Source organism: Microbacterium sp. (assembly GCF_047606685.1).
In the GTDB taxonomy this organism is placed as follows: domain Bacteria; phylum Actinomycetota; class Actinomycetes; order Actinomycetales; family Microbacteriaceae; genus Microbacterium.
This window is the reverse complement of the sequence record NZ_JASGEC010000087.1, coordinates 1-19,542: the sequence shown is the minus strand read 5'-3', so window position 1 is coordinate 19,542 and position 19,542 is coordinate 1. Positions and strand designations below refer to the sequence as shown.

Here is a 19,542-nt window from a genome sequence, read left to right as displayed (position 1 = left end):
GCACAACATCATCCGGGTCAGCCGGTCGCTGAGCCCCGGCAGGAACGGCGAGCTGGTGGAGCAGAGCCCCAAGAGCCACAAGTCCCGCGAGGTGCCGCTCATCGCCGCACTGCGCCCCTATGCCGAGGACGCCGCCCGCGGCAAGAAGCCGGACGAGCTGCTACTGGCAGGGCCGGACGGCGGACGGCTCACCAACCACAACGCGCGCCGCGCCGTCGACTGGGACGTGCTGCGGGTGGCGATCGGTCGGCCCGACCTGCGGATGCACGACCTCCGCCACACGTTCGCCACGATCCTGTTCGACGCCGGGGCCAGCGCGCCCGACGTGCAGGCGACCCTCGGGCACTCCAGCCTCCAGGTCACCGAGCGGTACTCCCGTGCCCGCGAGGGCGTCGCGCTGCGCGCCGGAGCCGTGCTCGACCAGGCGCTCAGTGGCGCCACCGGCGAGAGCGCCGGGGCAGGGCGCAAGGGCAAGTCCGGCCGCGGAAATGGCCCAAGAATGGCCCGCACCCAGCAGGACTGGGTGAGAAGCAAGGCGTCGGGCCGGAAAAAGCCTGATGGACCGCGACTTTAGGTGGTGGCTCCGACGGGCGTCGATCCCGTGACCTCACGATTTTCAGTCGTGCGCTCTACCAACTGAGCTACAGAGCCGCGCGGCATCCGAGGATCCCGCGTCCTACACGAAAGGCCCTCCTCGAAGGGCCCGTCGCTCGGAGCGACCCTGACGGGACTTGAACCCGCGACCTCCGCCGTGACAGGGCGGCACGCTAACCAACTGCGCTACAGGGCCATGCTTGTTAAGTTGTGCGGGTGACCCCAACGGGATTCGAACCCGTGCTACCGCCGTGAAAGGGCGGCGTCCTAGGCCGCTAAACGATGGGGCCGAGCGAACCCCCGATCAGAATCAACCCGGTGCTCACGCTTACCGACGCTCAAGCATACGCAATGGATGCCTGTTGCGCCAATCGCCGGAGAGGCCCTGTGGCGCGGTATCACGGCGCTCAAGGCCGGCTCAGTATCTGGCAAGGCATCCGCGATTCTCTATCGGAATCGGGCGGCCAAAGAGCATCATGAAGCGAGGGGACAGGGAAAACCCTTGCATCTGTGACTGATGTTGCTAATGTGAAGGACGTTGTGACTGCGTCAAGTGAGATTCGTGCGGGCTCGGCGGAAGCCGGGACTGCCGTCGTGGAGTGCGGCTGCGCGCCGTCTCCCGCAGAGCAGCGCGCGCTGTGGCCCGCTGTGATGAACCGCCGCACTGCGCTGGGCGTGGGGGTGCTCAGCGTCGCGACCGCCATCACGCTCGCGTCGCCGAACGCGCCCGCCGCGTTCGCCGCGGACTACCCGTCGTGGGACGACGTCAAGCGCGCGAAGCGCAACCAGGCCGCCAAAGCGCGCGAGATCACCCGCATCGAGGACCTGATCGCCAGCCTCGCCGCCGAAGTCGAGCGCACCAAGGCGATCGCCGAGCAGCGCGCTTCGGAGTTCTACCAGGCCCAGCAGGAGTTCTTCGCCGCCGCCAAGCGCGCGGACGACCTGCAGGACGAGGCAGACGAGCAGGCCGCCCTCGCCGACGAGGCGGCCGAGAAGGCATCCCGCCTCGCCGTCCAGCTCTATCGCAACGGTGGCGACGACACGTCGCTGCAGCTGCTTTTCTCCGGCTCGGGGTCGGGCGCCGACGACCTGCTCACGCGACTCGGCCAGATGGACAAGCTGCTCGAGCGCAACCAGGATGTCTACGCCGCGGCGGTGACCGCCCGTGACGCCGCCCAGTCGCTGAGCGATCAGGCGGCCGTGGCGCGCACCGAGCGCGACCGCCTGCAGCAGATCGCCGAGGAGAAGATGGTCGCCTCGCAAGAGGCCGCCGACGCGGCGCAGGCAGCGCTGGATGCGCAGACCGAGCACCTCGAGGTGCTGGAGGCGCAGCTCGAGGCGTTGCGCGACAAGACGTCGAAGACTATCACCTCCTACAAGGAAGGCGTCGAGGCGCGGCGCCGCGCCCGGGCCGCGCGGCTGCGCCGGCAGCGCGCGGCTGCCGAGAAGGCAGCCCGCAGTGGTAGCAGTAGCAGTAGTAGCAGCAGCAGCGGCGGCGGCCGTGTCAAAAGCAGCGGGTGGGCGCGCCCCGGCAGCGGGCGGCGCACGTTCGGGTACGGGCCGCGCCGGCTTATGTGCGGGCCGAGCTTCTGCGGCAGCACCTTCCACCTCGGCGTTGACCTCGCCGGCGGTTGCGGCCGCGCGATCTTCGCGGCCCACTCGGGTCGCGTCGTGTACGCGGGGTACAACGGCGGCTACGGCAACTACATCAAGATCGCCCACGGCAACGGGATCGGCACCGGCTACGCCCACATCCGTCCCGGCGGCTTCGCCGTCCGCTCTGGCCAACACGTGCGCGCGGGCCAGGTTATCGCCTACGAGGGCAACACGGGCAACTCGTTCGGGTGCCACTTGCACTTCGAGGTGTACGTGCACGGCAGCCCGGTCAACCCGACGCCGTTCATGGCGCGCCGCGGCGTCTCGGTCTGACGCGGGGCTCGCTCGCGGTGAGCGAGTGGCGGGGTGAGGGCGCGTTAGAGCGTGTTCGGCGCTGCGCCCGACCCCTGGGTCTTGGTCTGTCCCTCGTGCTCGTCGAAGCGCGCGAAGGCTTCCGAGACGAGGCGCTCGGCCTCGGCGGCATCCGCCCACTGGTCGACTTTGACCCACTTGCCCGGCTCGAGATCCTTGTAGTGCTCGAAGAAGTGGCCGATCTCGCCCTTGGTCCACTCGTCGATGTCGGAGACATCCTGGATGTGCGCCCACCGCGGGTCTTTCGCGAGCACGGCGACGACCTTGTCGTCGCCCCCGGCCTCGTCGCTCATCTTCAAGACGCCGACCGGCCGCACACTCGCCAGGATGCCGGGGTACAGGTCGCGGTCGAGTAGGAGCAGCACGTCGAGCGGGTCGCCATCCTCTCCGAGCGTGTTCTCGAAGAAGCCGTAGTTCGCGGGGTAGCCCATCGGGGTGTACAGGATGCGGTCGAGGAAGACGCGGCCGGTGCCGTGGTCGACCTCGTACTTCACGCGGCTGCCGAGCGGGATCTCGATGACGGCGTCGTACGCGCCCATGGTGTGCTCCTTCAAACGGGTGGATGCCGCCGACCAGCCTAGCGCCGCGGGTCGGTGTCGTTTGCTCCTGCACCGGCAGAGCATCGGCTCGCTTGTCCACAGATTTCCGCTCCCTCGGGCGACGTGTCCCACGGTGGTAGCAGAATCGAAGTCCGCCCGTCATCATGGAAAGGTGAGCCTCGTGAACGATCCGCAGATCTGGACGCTGATCGGCGTGTTCACCGCGACCATGCTGGGCGGCATGACGCTCATGACGACCTTGCTGTCGCGGACGATGAGCGCCAAGTTCGAGGCAGTGGACGCGAAGTTCGACTCCATGGACGCGAAGTTCGAGTCGCTGCGGTCTGAGATGAACGCTCGGTTCGACACGATGGACGTCAAGCTTGCCCACCTCGATCGCGACGTCACGTACCTCATGCGGCGAGCATGGGGCGACCCCGCCGCGGATTGACCGCCGGTACGGTGGGGGCGTGAGCCCCGCCGGACCCCTCGACCCTGCCATCGCCGAGATTCGCCTCGCGGTCCGCAAGGCGCTGGCGGGGCTGCCTGCCGACGCGACAGTGGTCGTCGCGCTGTCGGGCGGCGCGGACTCCCTCGCGCTCGCGGCGGCGACCGCGTTCGAGGCGCGCGCGATGCGGCTGCGCGTGCGGAGCGTGACGGTCGACCACGGGCTGCAAGACTGCTCGGCAGACGTCGCGGCGGGCGCGGCCCGGCAGGCGGAGGCTCTCGGCCTCGACGCGCGCGTCGTGCGCGTCGAGGTGGGTGCGGGCGGCGGGCCCGAGGCGGCGGCGCGCGACGCGCGGTACGCGGCGCTTGCCGACGAGGCGATGGATGCCGGGGCGGCGGCGATCCTCGTCGGCCACACGCTCGACGACCAGGCCGAGACGGTGCTGCTCGGGCTCGCCCGCGGCTCGGGCTCGGCGAGCCTGCAGGGGATGGCGCCGCGCAGCGAGCTTCGCGGCATCCCTCTTCTTCGTCCGCTGCTCGGCGCACGCCGCGCGACAACCCGCGCCGCGTGCGCCGCGCAGCAGCTGCGGCCGTGGGACGACCCGCACAACGACGACGACCGCTACACCCGCGTGCGTGTGCGACGGCGTGTGCTGCCGGTGCTCGAGGACGAGCTCGGGCCTGGCATCGCCGAGGCGCTCGCGCGCACCGCGGAACAGCTGCGCGAGGACTCGGACGCGTTCGCGGAGATGATCGACGAGACGATCGAGGATGTCGTCGAGCCCGCCGAGGCCGGCATCGCGGTGTCGGTCGGCGCGCTCGCCGCGAACCCCGCCGCGCTGCGGCACCGGCTGATCCGGCACGTGGTGGCCAGCGAGTTCGGCGTGTCGCTGTCGCGCGCGCACACGCTCGAGGTCGCGCGGCTGGTCACCGACTGGGCGGGCCAGGGCCCGATCGACCTGCCGGGATGCCGCGCCCGCCGCGTGGGCGGCCGCGTCGAGTTCACGGCGCGCTGAGGCGGGGCGACGGTCTCGCTCGGCAGGCGCCTTCTGCGGGTGGGCCGGGCGCGGCACCCGCCGGAACCGACTGCTGAGCGAGTGCGCGGATGCTCAGCAGGCGCCTTCTGCGGGTGGGTTGGGCGCGCATCGACAAGAGGTGACTGCTGAGCGGGCGGGCCGCGCGCGATGCGGGTGACGGATGGCGGACGGTGCTCCCTAGACTGGGCGCATGCGCGCAGCCGACATCGCCCACGACCTCACGACCGTCCTGGTGACCGAGGAGGAGATCCTCGCCAAGCTTGACGAACTGGCGGCGCACGTCGTCGCCGACTACGCCGACAAGGACTTCTTGCTCGTCGGGGTGCTCAAAGGCGCGGTCATGGTCATGGCCGACTTCGCCCGAGCGCTTCCGAGAGTCGTGCCGATGGACTGGATGGCGGTGTCGTCCTACGGGGCCGGCACCAAGTCGAGCGGCGCCGTGCAGATCCTCAAAGACCTCGACACCGACATCCTCGGCAAGCACATCCTGATCGTCGAGGACATCGTCGACTCCGGCCTCACCCTCAGCTGGCTGCTCGAGAACTTCGCGTCGCGCGGAGCGGCCTCCGTCGAGGTGCTGGCGCTGCTGCGCAAGCCCGACGCCGCGAAGGTCGAGGTCGACGTGCGCTACATCGGGTTCGACATCCCGAACGACTTCGTTGTGGGGTACGGCCTCGACTTCGCCGAGTCCTACCGGAACCTTCGGGATGTCGCGGTGCTCGCACCGCACGTGTACGCGTAGCGGGGGCGGGGCGTTTCGTCTCGCCTGCGGCTCGCGGGGCGACCGGGGGCGCCTGCGGCGCGCACGGGGCCGTACGCCGTGGGCGAATGCACAGTCCGGCCATAGGGGGCCCGCGATACCCTGAAAGCGACATGACTCTCAAGAAACTCACCCGCAACCCGCTGGTCTACGTGCTGCTGATCGGCCTGTTGCTCATCGTCGGTTTCCTGCTGATGTCGAGCCTGAGCGGGGTGAAGCAGATCACCACGCAGCAGGGTCTCGACCTGCTCAAGGGCTCCACCGTCACGAAGGTCGTCAACACCGACGGCGACCAGCGCGTCGACCTCACGCTGTCCGAGGCGTTCGAGGGCGCGCGCGACGTGCAGTTCTACTACGGCTCCGCCCGCGCCGACGAGGTCGTCGCCGCGATCGACGACGCCCAGCCCGAGGACGGCTTCAACGACGTCGTGCCGCAGCCGACCTGGTTCGACGGATTCCTGTCGCTGATGTTCCCGTTGCTGCTTCTGGGCGTGCTCTTCTGGTTCCTGCTCTCCTCCGCGCAAGGCGGCGGCAGCAAGGTGATGCAGTTCGGCAAGTCGCGCGCGAAGCTCGTGTCGAAAGAGTCGCCGACGGTGACGTTCGCGGATGTCGCCGGCGCCGACGAGGCGATCGAAGAGCTCGAGGAGATCAAGGACTTCCTCAAGGAGCCAGCCAAGTTCCAGGCGGTCGGCGCGCGCATCCCCAAGGGCGTGCTGCTGTACGGCCCGCCCGGAACCGGCAAGACGCTGCTCGCCCGGGCCGTCGCCGGCGAGGCGGGAGTGCCGTTCTACTCGATCTCGGGCTCCGACTTCGTCGAGATGTTCGTCGGCGTCGGCGCGAGCCGGGTGCGCGACCTGTTCAACCAGGCCAAGGAGTCGGCCCCCGCGATCATCTTCATCGACGAGATCGACGCGGTCGGCCGCCATCGCGGCGCCGGCATGGGCGGCGGACACGACGAGCGCGAGCAGACGCTGAACCAGATGCTCGTGGAGATGGACGGCTTCGACCCGAAGGCGAACGTCATCGTGATCGCCGCGACGAACCGTCCCGACATCCTCGATCCCGCCCTGCTGCGCCCCGGCCGGTTCGACCGCCAGATCGGCGTCGACGCCCCCGACCTGAAGGGCCGCCAGAAGATCCTCGACGTGCACGGCCGCGGAAAGCCGCTCGCCGACGGGGTCGACCTCGAGGTCGTCGCCCGCAAGACGCCCGGGTTCACCGGCGCCGACCTGGCGAACGTGCTCAACGAGGCGGCGCTTCTGACCGCGCGCAGCAACGCGCAGCTGATCGACAACCGGGCCCTCGACGAGGCCATCGACCGCGTCATCGCCGGCCCGCAGCGCCGCACGCGCGTGATGAAGGACAAGGAGAAGCTCATCACGGCGTACCACGAGGGCGGGCACGCGCTCGTGGCGGCGGCGATGAACCACACCGACCCGGTCACGAAGATCACGATCCTGCCGCGCGGCAAGGCGCTCGGCTACACGATGGTGATGCCGCTCGACGACAAGTACTCGGTCACCCGCAACGAGCTGCAAGACCAGCTCGCGTACGCGATGGGCGGGCGCGTCGCCGAGGAGATCGTGTTCCACGACCCCACGACCGGCGCGTCCAACGACATCGAGAAGGCGACCAACATCGCCCGCAAGATGGTCACGGAGTACGGGATGACCGAGGATGTCGGCCCCGTCAAGCTCGGGCAGGGGTCGGGCGAGGTCTTCATGGGCCGCGACATGGGCCACGGCCGCGAGTACTCCGAGACGGTGGCCGAGCGCGTCGACGTGCAGGTGCGCGCGCTCATCGAGCAGGCGCACGACGAGGCGTACCGCGTGCTCAATGAGAACCGCGAGATCCTCGACCGGCTCGCGCTCGCGCTGCTCGAGAAGGAGACCCTCGACCACCTCGAGGTCGCCGAGATCTTCACCGACATCAAAAAGCTGCCGCCGCGGCCGCAATGGCTCTCCAGCGACCGGCGCCCGGTGTCGGCGTTGCCGCCCGTGGAGGTGCCGGTCCGGCAGGGTCAAACGCCGGTGGCGGCGGATGTCGCGGCCGAGCCGGCGTCGACGACCTCGCCGGTGCGCCGCCCCGCGGCTCCGCCGCGGCCCGCCACGGCCTGACCGCGCCCGGTCGTTGAGCGAGCGAAGCGAGACGAAACGCCCCGACCGGGGGCCGAGGGCGACCGCGTAGGCTCGAACCGTGGCCGTCGACAGGGAGCGCATCGCCGCCGCAGTGCGCGAAATCCTCGAGGCGATCGGCGAGAACCCCGATCGTCCCGGTCTCAAGCTGACCCCGCAGCGCGTCGCCGACGCGTACGGCGAGTTCTTCGCCGGAGTGGGGCAGGATGCCGCCGCCCCGCTGCGGCACACGATCTCGATCTCGCGCGGGCCCGCGCCGGAGACGACGCCGTCGGGCGCCGTGATGCTGCGCGACATCCATTTCCGCTCGGTCTGCGAGCACCACCTGCTGGCCTTCCGCGGCCGCGCGCACATCGCGTACCTGCCCGGCGGGCGCGTCGTGGGCCTCGGCGCGCTGCCGAAGGTCGTCGAGATCCTCTCCGCGCGGCCGCAGGTGCAGGAGCGCCTCGGCGAGCAGATCGCCGACACGATCGACGACGCGCTCGACGCGCACGGAGTGCTGGTGGTGCTGGACGCCTCGCACGACTGCGTGACGACGCGCGGCGAGCGGCAGCAGGAGGCGACGACCGTCACGGTCGCCGCGCGCGGCTCCCTCGCCGAGCCCGCCGCCCGCGCCGAGCTGATCGCTCTGATCGGGGCGCCGCCGTGATCTCGCCGGTCACCGCGTTTCGTCTCGCTCGCTGCGCTCGCTCGCGGGGCGACCGGAGGGCGACGTGACGGCGATCATGGGCATCCTCAACGTCACGCCCGACTCGTTCAGCGACGGCGGACGGCACGCCGAGCTCGGGGCGGCGGTCGCGCACGCGCTGCGGCTGCGCGCCGAGGGAGCGACGATCGTCGACGTCGGCGGCGAGTCGACGCGCCCGGGCGCGGAGCGCGTTCCGGCCGCGGTCGAGCAGCAGCGGGCGCTCCCCGTCGTGCGCGCGCTCGCGGCCGAGGGGGTCGCGGTCAGCATCGACACCCTCAACGCCTCGACGGCGGTCGCCGCCGTCGAGGCGGGCGCGGTGATCGTCAACGACGTGTCGGGTGGTCTGGCCGACCCCGACATGCTGGCGGCGGTCGCCGGCACGGACGCCGACATCGTGCTCGGGCACTGGCGCGGCCCGTCGCGCGACATGTACGCGGGCGCGGTGTACAGCGACGTCGCGCGCGACGTCGCCGGCGAGTTGCGCGAGCGCGCGGGCGCGGCGGCGGCAGCCGGCATCCCTCCCTTCCGGGTCGTCGTCGACCCCGGCATCGGCTTCGGCAAGACCGCGCCGCAGAACTGGGCGCTGCTGCGCGACCTCGACGCCATCACCGGCCTCGGCTTGCGCGTGCTCGTCGGCACGAGCCGCAAGCGGTTTCTCGCGGACGTGCTGGGGGAGGACGCCTCGGAGCGCCGCCGCGACCTCGCGACCGCCGTCACGAGCGTGCTCGCCGCGCGCGCCGGCGCGTGGGCGGTGCGCGTGCACGACGTTGCCGCGACGCGCGACGCGCTCGCCGTCGAGTCCGCGTGGCGGGAGGGGGCGTTGTGGAGCTAGACCGCATCGTGCTGCGCGGCGTCCGCGCGCGCGGACGCCACGGCGTGTACGACGTCGAGCGCGAGCAGGGCCAGGAGTTCGTGGTCGACGTCGCGTTGCGCCTGCCGCTGCGCGCGGCTGCGGCATCCGACGACGTCGCCGACACCGTCCACTACGGCGAGCTCGCCGACGAGATTGCCGCGATCGTGGGCGGCGAGCCGGTGAGCCTCATCGAGACGCTGGCCGAGCGCATCGCCGCCGCGGTGCTCCGCGACGAGCGGGTCGCGACGGTCGAGGTCACAGTGCACAAGCCATCCGCCCCGATCGCGCCGGCGTTCGACGACGTGGCGGTCACGATCGTGCGGGAGAGGATGCCGTGAGCCCGAGGATCCCCGACCCGCCCCGCGACCTCCGGATTCCCGCGCGCGCTGGGCGAGGCCGTGCGCCCGTGGAAGCGGTGGTCGCGCTCGGCGCCAACCTCGGCGACCGGGCCGCGACGCTCGCGGCCGCCGTGCGCGAGCTCGAGCGGCTGCCGCTTGTGGAGCGGGTCGTCGCGTCGAAGCCGATCGAGACGGTCGCGTTGACCGTGAACGGGCCGGATGCCTCGGCCCCGGCGTACCTCAACGCCGTCGCGCTCGTCACGACGCGACTCGCGCCGTCGGTGCTGCTCGGATACCTCCACGCGATCGAGGCGCGGCATGGGCGGGTGCGGGCCCTTCGACAAGCTCAGGGACCGGAGGGGGATGCTCAGGGACCGGACACTGGGAAGTGGGCGGACCGCACCCTCGACCTCGACCTCGTCGCCTACGGCGACGTGCGATCGGATGCCGCGGCACTGACCCTGCCGCACCCGCGGGCAGCCGAGCGCGCCTTCGTGCTCGGCCCGTGGCTCGCGGTCGATCCCGACGCTGTGCTTCCCGGCCACGGCCGGGTCGACGAGCTGCTCGCGCGGCTGCGGGAGCGCGAATGAGCCGCACGAGTCCCGCCGCCCTCGTGGTGGCCGCCGTCCTCGGCGGCGCGGCCGGATTCGTGCTCGACCAGTTGTTCACCGCGAGCGGGCGCGCGACCTTCACGCCGACGGTCTCGTTGCCGATCCTCCTGCTGCTGCTCGGGGCGCTGGTCGTGGTGTTCGCGGTGCCGATCCGCCGCGCGACGCGCGGTTCGGCCCCCGGCGCGGTCAACCCGTTCCGCGCGCTGCGGGTCGTGGTGCTCGCCAAGGCATCGAGCATCGTCGGCGCCGCGGCGGGCGGGTTCGGGCTGGGGCTCGTGCTGTTCCTCGTGACCCGTCCCGTCTCGCCCTCGTTAGGCTCGATGGGAGAGGTCGTCGCCACGGCGATCGCCGGCGGCGCCTTGGTCGCGGCGGGTCTCGTGGCCGAGCACTTGTGCACCATACGGAAGGACGATGATGACGAACATCCCGGAGCACAGCCGTCCGGCTCCTGATCTTGTGCCCCCGGCCCCTGAGCCTTCCCTCCGGGCCCCTGAGCCTTCCCTCCGGGCCCCTGAGCCTTCCCTCCGGGCCCCTGAGCCTTCCCTCCCGGTCCCTGAGCCTTCCCTCCCGGTCCCTGAGCTTGTCGAAGGGCAGCGCGACCCCGTCTACGACCACGGCACGTTCGACGTCGTGAAAGAGCCGCGCAACCCCAATCGACTGCCTCTCGGCGACGGCACGTGGCACCAGCTCTCGCGCCAGTACGTCTGGGTGCGGCTCATCGACACTGGCTTTCTCCTGCTGCTGGTCGTCGCGGCAGGGCTCGCGGCCTGGTTGTTCGCGCACCAGGCGTGGGTGTGGCTCCCGGTCGGCGCCATCATCGTCGTGCTCGCGTGGATGCTCGCCATCACGCCGCGGCAGGCCCGCGCGTATGGATACCAGCTGCGCCGAGACGATATCGTGTTCCGCCGCGGCATCCTGTGGCAGCGCATGGTCGCGGTCCCCTACGGGCGCATGCAGCTCGTCGACATCACGCACGGCCCCCTCGACCGTGTGTTCGGCATCGCCCAGCTCAAACTCGTGACCGCGGCCGCCACGACCGGCGTCGTCATCCCGGGCCTCGCGCAGGAAGCCGCGGAGCGCCTGCGCGACACCCTCGTGGACGTCGCGGAGACGAGGAGGACCGGACTGTGACCGACCCGGTCCCTGAGCCTGTCGAAGGGCGGCCGATCGCGGGGGCGCGCTCGCCGCTGGCGGACGGCGAATGGCACCGGCTGCATCCGCTCACTCCGCTGTTTCGCGGCGGGCTCGTGCTGCTGGTCGTTCTCGGCATCGTCATCTCCAACCTGCGCGAGCGCCTGCTCGAGTTTTTCATGCCCATGTTCGTGCCCGAGTTCGAGTACGACGGCGAGATGCCGGGCGACCCGTTCGACTACGTGCTCGAGCACAATCTCCTCCTGATCGCGCTGCTGGTCGTGCTCGCGGTCGTGCTCGTGCTGATCGGCGCCTTCTACGTGTCGTGGCGCTTCCACACATTCCGCATCACCGGCGAGGTCGTCGAAGTGCGCACGGGCGTGCTGTTCCGCCAGCACCGTCGAGCCCCGCTCGACCGCGTGCAGGGAGTCAACCTCACGCGGCAGATGGTCGCGCGCCTGTGCGGCATGGCCCAGCTCGAGGTCGTGGGCGCGGGGCTCGACTCCAACGTCAAGCTCGAGTACCTGTCGACCGCCACCGCGGAGGCGGTGCGCGCCGACATCCTTCGCCTCGCATCGGGCCGCCGGCTCGCCGCGGAGGCGGCGCGCGGCGGCCCTTCGACAAGCTCAGGGGCCGGGGCGGGCGGCTCAGGGGCCGGGGCGGGCGGCTCAGGGGCCGGGCGCCCAAAGACCGGGGGCATGGCTGCGGCGGCCTCCGTGGTCAGCGACGGCATCACGGGCCTCATCGTCGGCGCCGAGGATCCCATCGCCGAACCCGATTCTGTGGTGCGCATCCCGGTCGGCCGGCTCGTGGCATCCCACCTGCTCAGCAGCACCGCGCTCGTGCTGATCGGGATCATCGTCGCGGCCGTGCTCGGCGCGGTGTTCGCGACGCCGTGGGTGCTGTTCTCGCTCGTGCCGACGTTCATCGGCTTCGCGGCGTACTGGGTGCGCTCGATCGCCCGCTCGCTGCGGTACTCGATCGCGCCCACGCCCAACGGCGTGCGCGTGACGTTCGGGCTGTTCACGACGATCACCGAGATCCTGCCGCCGGGTCGTGTCCACGCCGTGCAGATCTCGCAGCCGTTGCTGTGGCGGCCCGCCGGCTGGTGGACCGTGCACATCAACAGGCTCTCCGGGCGGAGCTCGAGCGACGGGCAGTCCGACCAGTTCAGCGGCGTGCTCCCGGTCGGAACCCTTGACGACGTCGCGCGCGTGCTGCGGCTGCTGCTGCCGGGGTTGCCCGCCGACCAGTGGCAGTCGGTGCTCGCCGACGGCGCGCAGGGGCCCCGCACAGACGACCCGTACACGAACACTCCGCCCCGCGCGCGCATCCTGCGCCTGCTGACGTGGCGGCGCAACGGATTCCTCGTCTCGCCGGACGCGCTGTTCCTGCGCCAGGGCATCGTGCGGCGCGCGCTCGGGATCTTCCCGCTCGCCCGGCTGCAGAGCATCGGGCTGGAGCAGGGCCCCCTCGAACGCGCCCTCGGTGTGGCGCGAGCGCGTGCGCACACGATCGCGGGACCCGTGTCGGGCAGGCTCGGCGCGATCGATCGGGATGCCGCGCTGCGGCTGTTCGACACGGTCGAGGCGAACGCGATCGCCGCGGCCTCGGTGGATCGCTCGCACCGCTGGGGATCGTCGAGCGAGGGCGGCGAGCCGTGACCGCGCGGGAGGGCCGGCTCGGCGTCGGCGTGATCGGCGCGGGCCGAGTGGGCCCGGTGCTCGCGGCGGCGCTCGCCGGGGCGGGGCACGCGCTGACGGCGATCACGCGCGGCTCGGACCCCGACCGGGTCGAGGGGATGCTTCCGGGCCTCCCCATGCTCGACGCGGTCGAGGTTGCCCGCCGCAGCGAGCTCGTTGTCATCGCGGTGCCGCACGGCGAGCTGCCCGGCCTCGTCGCCGGGCTTGCCGCGCTCGAGGCGTGGCGACCCGGCCAGCTCGTGCTGCACACCGACCCCGCGCACGGCCTCGCCGCGCTCGAGCCCGCCGCCTCCCGCGGCGCGATTCCCATCGCCGTGCACCCGGCGATCGCGTTCACCGGCACATCGATGGACCTGCGCGCGCTTCGCGACGCGCACGCCGGCGTCGCGGCGCCGGGTCCGTTCCTGCCGATCGCGCAGGCGCTCGCGGTCGAGATCGGATGCGAGCCCGTCGTGATCGCCGACGCCCAGCGCGCCGCGTACGCCGAGGCGATCGCGACCGCGACCTCGTTCTCGCGCTCGATCGTGCGCCAGGCGACGGCGCTGCTCGCCGACGCGGGCGTGGACGCCCCGGGCTCGTTCCTCTCCGCGCTCGTGCACTCGACAGTCGAGCACGCGCTCGCGGATGCCAACCCCGCGTCGGAGGTCGACGCGCTCCCCGCCGCGTCGCTCGACGACTGATCGGCGCGCTCTGTGTTCCCCGGCTCCCTCACGCTCTGATCCCCTCCGCGATCAGAGCGTGAGTGTCGTGGCGCCCCAAAGAAAGTGTCTGTTTGCGCCGCATCCGGAGAGGGGATGCGACGCCACGCGCCACCTTCGTGCGCACGTGGTCGCGAGCGCGAGCGCGCCGAGGGCCCGCGGATAGACTTGGGGGTCGACCTCCCGAGGAGCCCCCGCCGATGACCGACCAGTCCGCCGCGCCCGACCAGTCCGCCGCGCCCGACCAGTCCGCCGCGCCCACAGCGCCCGCCGATGACGACATCATCGAGCAGAAGGCCGTGCGGCTCGCGAAGCGCGAGCGCCTGAATGCCGAGCGCGAGGACGCGGGCGGCGGCGCGTACCCCGTCACGCTCCCGATCACCGACACGATTCCCGACCTCCGTGCGCGCTACGGCGACCTCGAGGCCGGCGAAGAGACGGGCGTCGTCGCGGGGGTCGCCGGCCGGGTCGTCTTCAGCCGGAACACCGGCAAGCTCTGCTTCGCGAGCCTGCAGGCCGGCGACGGCAGCCGCATCCAGGCCATGGTCTCGCTCGCCAGCGTCGGCGATGAGCAACTCGCGCGCTGGAAGGAGCTCGTCGACCTCGGCGACCACGTCTTCGTCGAAGGCGAAGTGATCTCCAGCCGCCGCGGCGAACTGTCGATCATGGTCAGCGACTGGCGCATCGCGTCGAAGGCGCTGCTGCCGCTGCCGAACATGTACACCGAGCTCAGCGAGGAGAGCCGCGTGCGCTCGCGGTTCCTCGACCTCATCGTGCGGGAGCAGGCTCGCAACACGGTGCTCGCGCGCGCGAAGGTCAACACCAGCATCCGCAAAACGCTCGACAGCCACGGCTTCGTCGAGGTCGAGACGCCGGTGCTGCAGGTGCAGCCTGGCGGAGCAAGCGCCCGCCCGTTCGTCACGCACTCGAACGCGTTCGACACGCAGCTGTACCTGCGCATCGCGACCGAGCTGTTCCTCAAGCGCGCCGTCGTCGGCGGCATCGACCGCGTCTACGAGGTCAACCGCGACTTCCGCAACGAGGGCGCCGACTCCACGCACAGCCCCGAGTTCGCGATGCTCGAGGCCTACCAGGCGTACACCGACTACAACGGCATCGCCGACCTCACGCAGGAGATGATCCAGAACGCGGCGATCGCCGTGGCCGGCTCCACGACCGTGACATGGGCGGATGGCACGGAGTACGACCTGGGTGGCGAATGGGACCGCCTCTCGATGTACGACTCGCTCGTCGAGGCGTCCGGCGTCGACATCACGCCGCAGACGCCCGTCGCAGAACTCGAGGCGCTCGCCGCGAGGGTCGGCGTGGACGCTCCGCCGCATCCCACCCACGGCAAGTGGGTCGAGGAGCTGTGGGAGCACTTCGTCAAGGACTCCCTCACGCGCCCGACGTTCGTCATGGACTTCCCTGTCGACACGAGCCCGCTCGTGCGCGAGCACCGGTCGATTCCCGGCGTCGTCGAGAAGTGGGACCTGTACACGCGCGGCTTCGAGCTCGCGACGGGGTACTCCGAGCTGGTCGATCCCGTGATCCAGCGCGAGCGGTTCGTCGAGCAGGCGAAGCTGGCCGCCCGGGGCGATCTCGAGGCGATGACGATCGACGAGGAGTTCCTGCGGGCGATGGAGCACGGGATGCCGCCGATGGGCGGCATGGGAATGGGCATCGACCGGCTGCTGATGGCGCTGACCGGCCTCGGCATCCGCGAAACGATCCTCTTCCCGCTCGTCAAGTAGCCTGGTGCCATGGAGAACTACTGGGTCGCGGTGCTGTGGGCGCTCGCGCCCACAGTGATCGTGGCCACGGTCTTCTTCTTCATCCTGCGCGGGATCCTGCGGATCGACCGCACCGAGCGCCGGGTGTACTCCGAGATCGAGGCGGAGGAGCGCGCCAAGCGCGGGCTGCCGCCCGCCCCGACCACCCCGTCATGATCACCGTCACCGTCGAGGCGACGTGGTGGCTGCTTCTCGTCCTGGTGTTCGATGTGACCGTCCGCATCACGGCGGTCATTGTCGTCCCGCGCAACCGGCGGCCCACCGCCGCCACCGCGTGGCTGCTGGCGATCTACTTCATCCCGCTGGTCGGCGTGCTGCTGTTCCTGCTCATCGGAAACCCGCGGCTGCCGCGCAAGCGGCGCAAGAAGCAGGCCCGCATCAACCGGTACATCCATGAGACGAGCGAGAACCTGGAGCTCGGGTCGCTGCGCCCCGACCCTCCGCCCGGGTACCTGTCGCTGGTCGCGCTGAACCGCAACCTTGGCGCGATGCCGCTGTCCGGCGACAACGACGCGCACCTCATCTCCGACTACCAGAAGAGCCTCGACACGATGGCGGACGCCATCCGCGCCGCGCGCCGCTACGTGCACGTCGAGTTCTACATCCTGCAGTCCGACCCCTCGACCGACAACTTCTTCCGCGCGCTAGAGGAAGTCGCCGCGCGCGGCGTCACGGTGCGCGTGCTGCTTGACCACTGGGCGAACCGTGGCAAGCCGTTCTACCGGCGCACCCTCGAGCGGCTCGACGCGATGGGCGCGCAGTGGCACCTCATGCTGCCGGTGCAGCCGTTGCGGGGCAAGTACCAGCGTCCCGACCTGCGCAACCACCGCAAGCTCCTCGTGGTCGACGGGTCGGTCGCCTTCATGGGCTCGCAGAACATCACCGACTCGACCTACAACCTGCGCAAGAACATCAAGCGCGGGCTGCACTGGGTCGATCTCATGGCGCGACTGGAGGGCCCGGTCGTCGCGTCGATCAACGGCGTCTTCCTCTCCGACTGGTACAGCGAGACCGACCAGGTGCTCAGCGACGAGATCGACATCTTCAGCGTCACCGAAGGCCCCGGCCAGCTCGACTGCCAGGTCGTGCCGTCGGGGCCCGGGTTCGACGGCGAGAACAACCTGCGCCTCTTCCTCGCGCTGCTCTACTACGCCCAGCGCAAGGTCATCATCGTCAGCCCGTACTTCGTGCCCGACGAGGCGTTGCTCCTGGCGGTCACCACGGCGTGCGAGCGGGGGCTGCAGGTGGAGCTGTTCGTGTCGGAAGAGGGCGACCAGGCGATGGTCTACCACGCGCAGCGCAGCTACTACGAGGCGCTGCTGAAGGCGGGCGTGAAGATCTGGATGTACCGCAAGCCGTTCATCCTGCACTCCAAGTCGATGACCGTCGACGACGAGCTCGCGATCATCGGCTCCAGCAACATGGACATGCGCTCGTTCGGCCTCAACATGGAGATCTCGCTGTTCGTGCGCGGCGGGGAGTTCGTCGCGGAGATGCGCGGGGTCGAGGAGATGTACCGAGAGCTGTCGCGAGAGCTCACCCTCGAGGAGTGGGAGAAGCAGCCGCTGCGCTCCACGGTGCTCGACAACCTCGCGCGCCTGACCTCGGCCCTGCAGTGAGACGAGACAGCCCGCCGGGCGCGAAGGAGCAGACCATGGCGCAACCGACCATCGACGTCGCCGACCTGGCCGATGTGGAGTCGCTGCTCGACGACGACGAGAAAGCCGTGCGGCAGGCGCTGCGCGAGTGGCTCGCCGCATCCGTGCAGCCGCGCGTCGCCGACTGGTTCGAGGCCGGCCGCATCGACGATCCGCGCGGACTCGCGCGGCAGCTGGGCGAGCTCGGCGTGCTCGGCATGCACCTCGAGGGCTACCGCTGCGCGGGCATGACGGCGACCCAGTACGGCCTGGCGTGCGCCGAGTTGGAGGCGTGCGACTCCGGTGTGCGCTCGCTCGTGTCGGTGCAGGGCTCGCTCGCGATGTTCTCGATCTGGCGCTTCGGCTCTGAGGAGCAGAAGCAGCAGTGGCTGCCCGCGATGGCCGCGGGGGAGAAGATCGGATGCTTCGGCCTCACCGAGCCCGACCACGGCTCCGATCCGTCGGGCATGCGCACGCGAGCCCGCCGCTCGGGCGACGACTGGGTGCTCGACGGCCGCAAGATGTGGATCACGAACGGCTCGATCGCCGACGTCGCCATCGTGTGGGCGCAGACCGACGATGGCGTGCGCGGATTCGCGGTGCCCACCGACACTCCCGGATTCGCCGCGGCCGACATCCCCCACAAACTGTCGCTGCGGGCGTCGGTGACCAGCGAGCTCGTGCTCGACGGCGTGCGGTTGCCGTCGAGCGCGATGCTGCCCGACGCGCGCGGGCTGCGCGGCCCGCTCAGCGCGCTGAACGAGGCGCGCTTCGGCATCCTGTGGGGTGTCACCGGCGCCGCGCGTGCGGCGCTGACGGCGGCGGCCGAGTACGCGGCCGAGCGCGTGCAGTTCGGCCGCCCGATCGCCGGTTTCCAGCTCACCCAGCACAAGCTCGCGGACATGGCTACCGCGCTGGCGACCAGCACGCTGCTCGCCCACCGGCTCGGCCGGCTGAAAGACGAGGGGCGCCTGCGCCCCGACCAGGTCTCGCTCGGCAAACGGCACAACGTGCGCGCCGCGCTGGAGATCTGCCGCACGGCGCGCTCGGTGCTCGGGGCGTACGGCATCTCGTTGGAGTACCCGGTCATCCGCCATATGAACAACCTCGAGTCGGTGTCGACGTACGAGGGCACCCACGAGATGCACACCCTGATCCTTGGCGAGGCGATCACCGGCATCCCCGCCTTCCGCTGACCCGCGGACCCTCGGGCGCCCTCAGGTCGCACGCGCCGACAGCGTTCTGAACGCTCAGCAGTCGCAAAGCGCGCGTCTGTGGTCGGCGGCAACCGCAGAAGGCGACTGCGGAGCGGGCACGGATTCCCGGGCCGCCTGTTCCTGCACAGGGCCGTGTCGGGGCGGACTTGTGCACAGATGCGCCGACCGCGCCCCGCGCGAGCGCTGGGCGGTCGCATCCTGGACGGCATGAGACGAGCCGAACTTGCCCGAGAGCTGGGAACCGCGTTCACCGTGAGCGGGGCGCTGCGCGCCGGCACGTCGCCGTCGCGGCTGCGGGCGGCCGACCTGGAGGCGCCGTTTCGAGGGCTCCGAGTCACCTCCAGCCACGGCGGAGACTTCGACGGCAGCGAGCACGAGCGCGCGCGGCACGCGATCATGCGCCAGGCCGAGCTGTTCGCGATGCTGATGTCCGACGAGCAGTTCCTCACCCATGTCACCGCCGCGATCGGGTGGGGGATGCCGCTGCCGCGACAGCTGGTCGATCCCGAGCGCGGTCTCGACGTGGGCGTCTTCGCTCCCCACCGGCACCCGCGGCGGCGAGGGGTCGTCGGGCACCAAGTCCAGCCGGGGTACGCGCATGTCGTCGAGCACCCGGAGCGCGGACTGCGGATGGCATCGCCGGCCAGCACGTGGGCGATGCTCGGGGCCGTGATCCGCGACCCGCACGACCTGGTCGCGGCCGCGGACGCCCTCGTGCGCGAGCCGATGTTCCATGGCGACCCGCCGCCGCTGGCGACGGTCGAGCAGCTGCGCGCCGCTCTCGCCGTGGGCCGTCGTGTTGGCGGCCCGGCGCTTCGCGCGGCCGTCGAGCGAGTGCGCACGCGCAGCGCGTCGCGCACCGAGACGCGCTGTCGCTTGGTGCTCGTCGACTATGGACTGCCAGAGCCCGACCTGAACGTCGCGGTGTACGACCCGTCGGGGCGGCTTGTCGCGGTCGTCGACCTCGCGTACCCGTTGTTGAAGATCGCGATCGAGTACGAGGGTGAGCACCACTTGCTCGATCCCGTGCAGTGGGCGAAGGACATCGCACGGCACGAAGAGCTCGCTGCGATGGGCTGGATCGTCATCCGCGTCACCAAGGAGCAGCTCTTCGGCGCACCCGCACAGCTCGTTGCGCGGGTGCGCCGCGCCATCCGGTCGCGCACGTGGGCGTGATCACCCACGCGTGACCGTCGCTGCGCAGTCACCATCTGCGGGTGCGGCGCGTGGCGCATACGCATGTTGCGACTGCTGAGCGGGAGGCGCGCGCTTCGGCCGTCATCTTCGGCGGGTGCAGCGCCCGCGGCATCGCACATAGCGACTGCTGAGCGGGGGCGAGGGCGCGCGCGCGGGCGCGCGCGGGGGTGGGCGCAGGGCGCGGGCGCAGGGCGGG

General features: G+C 71.1%; 20 protein-coding genes and 3 tRNA genes. 19 read left to right on the top strand and 4 right to left on the bottom strand.

Annotated elements, in window-relative coordinates:
• Positions 1-574 (top strand): tyrosine-type recombinase/integrase (locus QM611_RS10800; protein ID WP_415079923.1); only part of this gene is annotated, 574 nt, incomplete at its 5' end.
• 1 nt (position 575) lies between these two features.
• Here QM611_RS10800 and QM611_RS10795 read toward each other — a convergent pair.
• From QM611_RS10795 to QM611_RS10785, 3 genes are all read right to left on the bottom strand, one after another.
• Positions 576-651: transfer RNA gene (locus tag QM611_RS10795), tRNA-Phe, on the bottom strand.
• Positions 652-716: 65 nt separating this feature from the next.
• Positions 717-790: transfer RNA gene (locus tag QM611_RS10790), tRNA-Asp, on the bottom strand.
• Positions 791-811: 21 nt separating this feature from the next.
• Positions 812-884 (bottom strand) — tRNA-Glu (locus QM611_RS10785).
• A gap of 361 nt (positions 885-1,245) precedes the next feature.
• On the opposite strand from QM611_RS10785, the gene QM611_RS10780 reads away from it, so the two are divergent.
• Entirely contained in the window at positions 1,246-2,523 is a 1,278-nt protein-coding gene (locus QM611_RS10780; protein WP_415079922.1) for a peptidoglycan DD-metalloendopeptidase family protein, read from the top strand.
• Positions 2,524-2,567: 44 nt separating this feature from the next.
• On the opposite strand, the gene QM611_RS10775 is transcribed toward QM611_RS10780, so the two are convergent.
• Positions 2,568-3,101, bottom strand: a complete 534-nt coding sequence (locus QM611_RS10775; protein ID WP_415079921.1) for an inorganic diphosphatase — start codon at positions 3,099-3,101, stop codon at positions 2,568-2,570.
• A 181-nt stretch (positions 3,102-3,282) separates the two neighbouring features.
• Between QM611_RS10775 and QM611_RS10770 the strand changes: the two genes are divergently transcribed.
• The 17 genes from QM611_RS10770 to QM611_RS10690 all read left to right on the top strand — a co-directional run bounded on the left by QM611_RS10770 (position 3,283) and on the right by QM611_RS10690 (position 19,325).
• The gene (locus tag QM611_RS10770) at positions 3,283-3,552 is read left to right on the top strand and encodes a hypothetical protein (protein ID WP_415079920.1); all 270 of its coding nucleotides are present in this window, start codon (positions 3,283-3,285) and stop codon (positions 3,550-3,552) included.
• Positions 3,553-3,571: 19 nt separating this feature from the next.
• Complete coding sequence (tilS, locus tag QM611_RS10765; protein WP_415079919.1) at positions 3,572-4,564, top strand: tRNA lysidine(34) synthetase TilS; 993 nt, start codon at positions 3,572-3,574, stop codon at positions 4,562-4,564.
• Between the two features lie 211 nt (positions 4,565-4,775).
• Positions 4,776-5,327 carry a hypoxanthine phosphoribosyltransferase gene (gene hpt, locus QM611_RS10760; RefSeq protein ID WP_415079918.1) on the top strand — a complete coding sequence of 184 codons (552 nt, stop codon included), beginning with the start codon at positions 4,776-4,778 and terminating at the stop codon, positions 5,325-5,327.
• Positions 5,328-5,458: 131 nt separating this feature from the next.
• Complete coding sequence (ftsH, locus tag QM611_RS10755) at positions 5,459-7,462, top strand: ATP-dependent zinc metalloprotease FtsH (RefSeq protein WP_415079917.1); 2,004 nt, start codon at positions 5,459-5,461, stop codon at positions 7,460-7,462.
• Positions 7,463-7,541: 79 nt separating this feature from the next.
• On the top strand, positions 7,542-8,129 hold the full coding sequence (gene folE, locus QM611_RS10750) for a GTP cyclohydrolase I (RefSeq protein ID WP_415079916.1): 588 nt from the start codon (positions 7,542-7,544) through the stop codon (positions 8,127-8,129).
• A 64-nt stretch (positions 8,130-8,193) separates the two neighbouring features.
• Positions 8,194-9,000, top strand: a complete 807-nt coding sequence (gene folP, locus QM611_RS10745; RefSeq protein WP_415079915.1) for a dihydropteroate synthase — start codon at positions 8,194-8,196, stop codon at positions 8,998-9,000.
• Positions 8,991-9,359, top strand: coding sequence for a dihydroneopterin aldolase (gene folB / locus QM611_RS10740; protein WP_415079914.1), 369 nt, complete (start codon positions 8,991-8,993; stop codon positions 9,357-9,359). The genes folP and folB overlap by 10 nt, the downstream gene beginning before the upstream one ends.
• Before the next feature lie 68 nt (positions 9,360-9,427).
• Positions 9,428-9,949, top strand: coding sequence for a 2-amino-4-hydroxy-6-hydroxymethyldihydropteridine diphosphokinase (gene folK / locus QM611_RS10735; RefSeq protein ID WP_415079913.1), 522 nt, complete (start codon positions 9,428-9,430; stop codon positions 9,947-9,949).
• On the top strand, positions 9,946-10,422 hold the full coding sequence (locus QM611_RS10730; RefSeq protein ID WP_415079912.1) for a DUF3180 domain-containing protein: 477 nt from the start codon (positions 9,946-9,948) through the stop codon (positions 10,420-10,422). Before folK ends, QM611_RS10730 begins: the two co-directional genes overlap by 4 nt.
• Before the next feature lie 178 nt (positions 10,423-10,600).
• The gene (locus tag QM611_RS10725; RefSeq protein ID WP_415079911.1) at positions 10,601-11,101 is read left to right on the top strand and encodes a PH domain-containing protein; all 501 of its coding nucleotides are present in this window, start codon (positions 10,601-10,603) and stop codon (positions 11,099-11,101) included.
• A complete protein-coding gene (locus tag QM611_RS10720; protein WP_415079910.1) occupies positions 11,098-12,765 on the top strand; it encodes a PH domain-containing protein in 1,668 nt (555 codons plus the stop codon). The genes QM611_RS10725 and QM611_RS10720 overlap by 4 nt, the downstream gene beginning before the upstream one ends.
• Entirely contained in the window at positions 12,762-13,484 is a 723-nt protein-coding gene (locus QM611_RS10715) for a DUF2520 domain-containing protein (RefSeq protein WP_415079909.1), read from the top strand. Before QM611_RS10720 ends, QM611_RS10715 begins: the two co-directional genes overlap by 4 nt.
• A 218-nt stretch (positions 13,485-13,702) precedes the next feature.
• Entirely contained in the window at positions 13,703-15,256 is a 1,554-nt protein-coding gene (gene lysS / locus QM611_RS10710) for a lysine--tRNA ligase (protein WP_415079908.1), read from the top strand.
• Positions 15,257-15,265: 9 nt separating this feature from the next.
• The gene (locus QM611_RS10705) at positions 15,266-15,451 is read left to right on the top strand and encodes a hypothetical protein (protein WP_415079907.1); all 186 of its coding nucleotides are present in this window, start codon (positions 15,266-15,268) and stop codon (positions 15,449-15,451) included.
• Positions 15,448-16,914 (top strand): cardiolipin synthase, encoded by a 1,467-nt coding sequence (cls, locus tag QM611_RS10700; RefSeq protein WP_415079906.1) that lies wholly within the window; start codon positions 15,448-15,450, stop codon positions 16,912-16,914. The genes QM611_RS10705 and cls overlap by 4 nt, the downstream gene beginning before the upstream one ends.
• A 35-nt stretch (positions 16,915-16,949) precedes the next feature.
• Positions 16,950-18,128 carry an acyl-CoA dehydrogenase family protein gene (locus QM611_RS10695; protein WP_415079905.1) on the top strand — a complete coding sequence of 393 codons (1,179 nt, stop codon included), beginning with the start codon at positions 16,950-16,952 and terminating at the stop codon, positions 18,126-18,128.
• A 228-nt stretch (positions 18,129-18,356) separates the two neighbouring features.
• Positions 18,357-19,325: an endonuclease domain-containing protein gene (locus QM611_RS10690; RefSeq protein WP_415079904.1), complete on the top strand. Its 969-nt coding sequence runs from the start codon at positions 18,357-18,359 to the stop codon at positions 19,323-19,325.
• Positions 19,326-19,542: the final 217 nt, after the last annotated feature.